Origin of the sequence: Hominiventricola filiformis, assembly GCF_020686965.1 — a bacterium.
Lineage (GTDB): Bacteria > Bacillota > Clostridia > Lachnospirales > Lachnospiraceae > Hominiventricola > Hominiventricola filiformis.
Map to the genome: position 1 here is coordinate 104,309 of NZ_JAJEPS010000011.1, position 6,219 is coordinate 110,527.

A 6,219-nucleotide genomic window follows, 5' to 3' on the forward strand; every position below is an offset into this window, starting at 1 on the left:
CAATGCAGTTGCATTGCATTGCGTATGGATCGGCAATGAATTTATGAAAGATGTGTAGAAATTAACAGGATTTTGACGAGAAATTAGCGAAAATTTAATTTGGCACAGCTCTTGCTTAATACTATGGCATAAGCAGATAAGAGAAGGAGAGGTATTTCACTTATGGATTATACAAATCTGTTTGCGGGAACTGGCGGCAAAAAGTCAAAAGTCGGAATCATTGGCGCGACCCGTGGATACGGATATACATTACTTGCTCAGATTCTTCATGTGGATCTGATGGAACTGCGGGCAGTATGCTCCCGCCATCCGGAAGAGTGTCTGGCAGTATTAAAAGAGATTGGTTATGACGAAAATAAAATCGTTGTATGCAAGGATGAGGAAGAAATTAAGAAAGCACCGGAAGATGCCATCATCATTGTGGCAGATTATCGTATGGTTATGGAATGTGGTGTGACCGGTATTGTAGAGTGTACCGGAAATACAACAGTAAGCTCCGATGCGGCAGTGATAGCACTCAATAAAGGTATCAATGTCTATATGGTTTCAAAGGAAACGGACAGTGTCAGCGGACCGGCACTTCACCAGCTGGCAGCAAAGAATCAGGCAGTTTATGCACTGGTAAATGGAGACCAGCCGAGAAATCTGGTAGACCTGATCTCCTGGGGAAAGACACTTGGATTGGAGATCATTGCAGCAGGAAAATCCAGTGAGTATGATTTCGTCTGGGACAGAGAGACTGGAAAGCTTACGTATACTGATGGCAGCGGTATCGAGGAAGATATGCCTCAGATGCTGGACTGCTGGAGATATGAAGGAACCAAAACACTGGAAGAAAGAAAGAAGCTTCTTGGAAAATATACAGAAGTCATTTGTGCAGATCTCTGCGAGATGAATCTGGTATCCAACATCACAGGTCTGGTTCCGGCAACACCTACCATGGATTATCCGATTGCAAAGCCAAGTGAGCTGGCAGACATCCTGATTCCAGAGGAAGATGGAGGAATTCTGAAGAAGACAGGCGTTGTGGATGTCTTCCATAACTTAAGGGGTGTGGATGAAGCAAGCTTCGCAGGCGGCGAATACCTTATCGTAAAATGCGACAATGCAAAGATGTGGGAGCTGCTGGAAGCAAAAGGTCATGTAGTAGGAAGAAATAAGAAATATGCATGTATCTACTGGCCGTACCACATGATGGGACTGGAAAGTCCGATCACCATTCTTCTGGGTGATCTCCTTGGAATCGGAACCCGTACAGACTGCCGTCAGGTATCTGTCCTCTCCGGTGTGGCAAAGGAGGACCTGAAAGCAGGAACGAAATTTACAGTACACGGACATCATCATGAAATTGATGGTCTGGCACCGGAACTCTTGGAAAGCAAAGAGGTACAGAATCTGGCACCGTACTATCTGCTGAGCGGTACGGAACTGACAAGAGAAGTAAAGAAAGGACAGCCAATCACCATGGATGACGTGGATCTGTCCGGATTGGATATCTATAAACTTTATGTACAGGGATTGAACCTGTAACTACTATAAAGTACTAAAAACATTATAAAATGGAGGGTTTTACAATGAAAAAGAAAATGCTTGGGTTACTGTTAGCAACGGCAATGGGAGCAACACTTCTGGCGGGATGCGGTTCATCAAACACTGGTGCAGCTTCAAGTACTGATACTGCAAAAACAGAGACAGCTGATGAGAAAACAGAAGATACCAGTACAGAGGCAGCAAGTGAGTCAGCCTGGAAACCGACGCAGCCGGTAACGGTTATCTGTCCGTATGGTGCAGGTGGTGGACAGGATATCGCAGCCAGATTGTTCGCAAAATATGCAGAGAAATATGCAGGAGTAAACTTTGTAGTAGATAACCAGACCGGAGGTTCCGGAACTATTGGAAACACTGCAATTTCTATGGCAGATCCGGATGGCTACACGCTTGGTATGTTCTGTAATGTAAATTTGTATGACCAGTTCCTGGTAGAAGGTGTTACCTATACGGAAGATTCCTTTACACAGTTGGCAATTTTCTCGCAGGATGCAACCGTTATTGTAGCAAACAAGAAACTTGGCGTATCCACAATGGATGAACTGATAGAGCTTGCAAAATCCAAACCGGGTGAAGTTACATGGGGTGGCCCGGAATTCACTGCACAGACCTATCCAAGAATCAATGTCGAGAATGCAACAGGTGCTCAGTTTGGAAAGATGATTTTTGATGGTGGAAATGCTTCCTTGGTTGCAGTAGCAGGTGGAAACTGTGATGTAACAAGTGTATTCCCGTCCGAGTACATGGCTATGGCTGATAATGCTGATCTGGTTGTACTTGCAACTACAGGTCCGGAAAGAATGGAATCTATGCCGGATGTTCCGACCATGAAAGAGCAGGGCGTAGACGCAACATTCTCCCAGTGGAGAAGTTATGTACTCCCGGCAGGTGCATCTGATGATGTAATTGCATACTATGACGATGTATTTGCACAGGTTATGGCAGATGAGGATTTCCAGAAAGAACTTGCTGATGGTGGTTTCAACTTTGTAAATGTAGTTGGTCATGAAGATTGCACACAGTTCATGGAAGACGATTTCAATGCAAATAAAGATGCGATTATCGCAGCAGCACAGGCACAGTAAGCAGTGAATTAGTCATACCGGCGGCTGTAACAACAGCCGCCGATAATTTTAAGAAGAGGTGTAAATGTGAGACTAAAAAAATGGGACCTTCTGATCTGCATAGGATTGGCTTTAATTCTTTCCATTTTTGCAGTAGATCTTGGTAATACAAATCCGGCAGCAAGAACCTATCCAATGGTGATGGTGATTGCCAGCTATTTCTTTATTGCAATTATTGCAATCCGGTGGATTATTAACAGAAAACAAATACTGGCAGAAAGTGTTGGGGGCATGAGTGGAAAACGTTTTCTGTACATTGCAATTTACTGTGCAGCAATTTTTGCTTATATCATGTTGATTGATAAACTTGGATATGTGGTATCTACAGTAATCTTTGGAATTTATTCTTTGATTTATCTGAAGAACCGCAATAAGGTAGTGACTGCTGTGTTACCTGTAGTGGCAGCATTTTTGCTGTATTTCCTGTTTTCTAAGTTTCTGTTTGTCAGGCTTCCGGCAGGAATTCTAATGTAGAGGAGGGGATTATATGAGTGAAATTTTATTAGGCTTAAGCACAGTATTTCAGCCGTTTAATCTGCTTCTGTGTATTGGAGGATTGTTTGCAGGAATTATATTTGGAGCATTACCCGGATTTTCAGCAACAATGGCAGTGGCAGTATTTATACCATTTTCATATGTATTGGAACCAGCTAGTGCGATGCTATTATTATCAGGACTGTATTGCGGAGGGGTATATGGAGGATCAATACCGGCAATTTTACTTGGAATTCCGGGAACTCCTGCATCTGCTCCGACAGCAATGGAAGGAAGAGCATTGACCAGAAAAGGAGAGAGTGGACATGCGCTTGCTCTTTGTACGGTTGCTTCTTCCTTTGGTGGAGCTTTTAGTGCATTGGCACTTTTATTCATGGCTCCGGTGTTAACGGTAATCGCATTAAAAGTAGGACCGCCAGAACAGATTATGATTGCAGTGTTTGGTCTTAGCGTTGTTTGCCTTCTGGTAGAAGGTAATGCAGCAAAAGGTCTACTAGTTGGATTCTTTGCATTACTTCTGGCAACTATCGGACAGGACCCACAGGTCGGATATCAGAGATTTACATTTGGAAATCTTCATCTGTATGCAGGTATTTCACTTGTACCGATTTTGATAGGACTGTTTTCATTCCCTGAAGTTCTTCAGATGCTGGAGACGGACGGAGAAGGATTTTCAGAAGTAAATGAAGCGGGAAAACTGTACCTGAAGGCAAATGATTTCCTGAAAAATAAACTGACACTGATCAGATCTACTATTATTGGTGTTGTAATTGGAATTATTCCCGCAGCGGGCCCGGATATTGCAGCTTTCTTATCTTATAATGAAGCGAAAAAAGCATCTAAGAAACCAGAGGAATTTGGAAATGGATCAGTAGAAGGAATTATTGCGTCTGAGGCAGCTAATAATGCAGTAACTGGTGGTTCTTTGATTCCACTTTTGTCTCTTGGAATTCCAGGAAGTGCTCCTGCAGCATTATTTTTAAGTGCTATGTATATCCATGGACTGCAGCCAGGCTCACAGCTATTCACAAGAGATGCGGGTACGGTGTATACATTAATGGTTGGTTTTGTTGTGATTAATGTATTAATGGTTATAGCAGGACTTCTTTTCTGCAAAATTGCAAATTTTGTATTGGTTATCCCGAAGAGTATCCTTGCAACGATGATCGTTATTCTGGCTACTGTAGGTGCTTATGCAACGAATAAAAGTATGTTTGATGTGCTGCAGTGTTATATTGCAGGAATTGCCGGTTACATTATGGTGAAGAATGATTACCCGTTGTCGCCGGTAGCGCTGGCACTTCTTCTGGGAAGTATGCTGGAAACTGCAATTAGTCAGACAATGGTAATGTATCCGCATAATATTTTACAGATGTTCACCAGACCGTATACCATAGTGTTTGCACTTCTGGTAGTAATATCATTTGCATGGCCATTTATTAAGAAGCGTATGGAAAAGAAAGAGGGTAAAACTTCATGAGATATCTTTTAACTGCAGACCGGGTTCTGGAAGGACAGGAACTGAAAGAAATCAAAAATGGAGCAGTTGTAACAGAAGATGAGAAGATTGTCTATGTAGGACAAAAAGATGATGCCAAAAAACAGTATCCGGATGCCGAAGAAATTGATCTTCCCGGAAAAACACTGATGCCGGGTCTGTTTGAATGTCATAATCATCTGGCTATGGATGCCAGAGTAGCAGGACATTTAGGCATGATGGAGCTTGGACCCTGCGAGCATACGGTAATGGCAATCAAGAATATGAAAGACGATCTCATGGCAGGTGTTACTACTGCAAGATGCCTTGGCGACAGAAACTATATCGATGTGACATTAAGAGAACAGGTGCGTCAGGGAAATGTAGAAGGCCCGGATCTTCTTGTGTGCGGAATTGGAATGAGAAGCCGTCATGGACATGGATTTGTCGGAATGCCTCATTCGGGTGTGGAAGAATTCAGAAGAACTGCTCGTGAAAATATGTTCCATGGAGTCGATGTACTGAAAATATTTGTCACTCCAGGAGCACCGGTTCCGGCAGCCGGAGATTTTGTTCCCTGCTTCATCACCTATGATGAGATTAAAACGGTTGTAGAAGAGGCAAAGGGAATGGGTATCCGTACCGCTGCACATTGTATTGGCGGAAAAGGTCTTGATTATTGTGTAAAAGCAGGAATCGATTCCATCGAGCATGTATACAGTATCACACCGGAGCAGGTAAAACTGGTGGAAGAAGAACATAAAGGCTGGATTGATATGACATCGGGAATCGTTCTTGACCCGGAAAGAGAACCCTATCTTCCGGATGCACAGATTCAGAAAATGCGAAATGCAAGAGAGTATTCCAGACAGTGTATGAACCAGATTTATCAGAGCCATAAGATTCGTTTTACGATCGGAACAGACGCAAACCACAGTCTGCTCTGGAGAGAACTGGTATATGCGCAGGAAGGCGGCGCAACAGTTCTGGAAACACTGAAAGCAGTGACCGTAAATGCTGCTCAGATGTGCGGAGTTGAGAAGAAGAAAGGACAGTTGGCAGTCGGATTGAATGCCGATGTAATTGCCGTAGATGGAAATCCGCTGGAAGATGTAACCGTTCTGAAGGATGTATCGCTGGTAATGAAAGCTGGAAAGATTTATAAAAGATAGAAAATAGAATTGTGAGCTGCTGTCACAGGAATGAAAGTTCCTGTGACAGCAGTTCTTTTTTCCGTTGTATAACAAAAACATGTTGTAATCTAAAAAACTATATGTTATTATAAACATACAGTAAATATAAATCTATCAAATCACATTTTCGGAAGCTCAGTTCGAGCAACATTCCCGACGATGAACACAACTGGATATGGAAACCGCGGGGATGGAAGTTCCGGAAATAGGGAGTACAAGGCATGATGCCTGAAAAGGACTCTTTTCTGCGCAGAATCCATATGTGAGAGGAAGGAGTTACATTGGAAAAACTTGCAGCAGAACAGAGGAAAGAAACGAAGAGACAATTTATTAATGCAAAGTACAAGGACAGTGTCTTTCGAATGGCATTTGAAGAGAAAAA

General features: G+C 42.8%; 5 protein-coding genes. All 5 read left to right on the forward strand.

Going from position 1 to position 6,219, the window contains the following annotated elements; translation table 11 throughout:
• Window positions 1-162: 162 nt before the first annotated feature.
• The 5 genes from LKD36_RS11775 (at window position 163) to LKD36_RS11795 (ending at window position 5,816) form a co-directional block, all read left to right on the forward strand.
• Window positions 163-1,530: a homoserine dehydrogenase gene (locus LKD36_RS11775; RefSeq protein WP_308459708.1), complete on the forward strand. Its 1,368-nt coding sequence runs from the start codon at window positions 163-165 to the stop codon at window positions 1,528-1,530.
• Window positions 1,531-1,574: 44 nt separating this feature from the next.
• Window positions 1,575-2,633, forward strand: coding sequence for a tripartite tricarboxylate transporter substrate binding protein (locus tag LKD36_RS11780; RefSeq protein ID WP_308459709.1), 1,059 nt, complete (start codon window positions 1,575-1,577; stop codon window positions 2,631-2,633).
• A 66-nt stretch (window positions 2,634-2,699) separates the two neighbouring features.
• Window positions 2,700-3,146 (forward strand): tripartite tricarboxylate transporter TctB family protein, encoded by a 447-nt coding sequence (locus LKD36_RS11785; RefSeq protein WP_308459710.1) that lies wholly within the window; start codon window positions 2,700-2,702, stop codon window positions 3,144-3,146.
• Between the two features lie 13 nt (window positions 3,147-3,159).
• Window positions 3,160-4,647 (forward strand): tripartite tricarboxylate transporter permease, encoded by a 1,488-nt coding sequence (locus LKD36_RS11790; protein ID WP_308459711.1) that lies wholly within the window; start codon window positions 3,160-3,162, stop codon window positions 4,645-4,647.
• On the forward strand, window positions 4,644-5,816 hold the full coding sequence (locus LKD36_RS11795; protein ID WP_308459712.1) for an amidohydrolase family protein: 1,173 nt from the start codon (window positions 4,644-4,646) through the stop codon (window positions 5,814-5,816). Before LKD36_RS11790 ends, LKD36_RS11795 begins: the two co-directional genes overlap by 4 nt.
• The last annotated feature ends 403 nt before the right edge of the window (window positions 5,817-6,219 follow it).